Here is a 557-nt window from a genome sequence, read left to right as displayed (position 1 = left end):
CGAGCGGCCTAACGCGCTGTGGGTCGCAGATTTTACCTACTGCTGGACATGGTCGGGCTTTGTCTACGTGGCCTTCGTGACCGATGTATTTGCGCGCCGTATCGTCGGCTGGCGCGTGTCGGCATCGATGAGGACTGACTTCGTGCTGGATGCGCTGAACCAGGCGTTACACGATCGCCAGCCACCGCCCGGGCTCATTCATCATAGCGATCACGGGTCGCAATATCTCAGCATTCGGTACACCGAACGTTTGGTGGACGTTGGCGTTGAGCCATCAGTCGGAACTGTCGGCGACTCTTACGACAACGCTCTGGCCGAAACGATCAACGGCTTGTATAAGGCCGAAGTCGTGCATCGGCGTTCATGGCGTACGCTCCAGGATGTCGAACTCGCCACGCTCGAATGGGTACACTGGTACAACCACCATCGGTTGCTCGGCCCGCTCGGGTACGTGTCGCCGGCGGAGGCAGAGGAAGCTTACAATCGGAATCTGGTGCTCTCCGCTCGCGCGGCGTAGCGCCAAACTCGGCAGTCTCCGACAAAGCCGGGGCGGTTCA

1 protein-coding gene is annotated in these 557 nt (G+C 60.1%); it reads left to right on the top strand.

Translation table 11 applies throughout. The features are described 5' to 3' along the window. The coding region (locus AWB75_RS36560) for an IS3 family transposase (protein WP_143746714.1) at positions 1–517 on the top strand (517 nt) is incomplete at its 5' end. Between the last annotated feature and the right edge of the window lie 40 nt (positions 518–557).

The organism is Caballeronia catudaia, assembly GCF_001544755.2.
GTDB classification, from domain to species: Bacteria; Pseudomonadota; Gammaproteobacteria; order Burkholderiales; family Burkholderiaceae; genus Caballeronia; species Caballeronia catudaia.
This window is presented reverse-complemented; position numbering and strand designations above follow the sequence as displayed.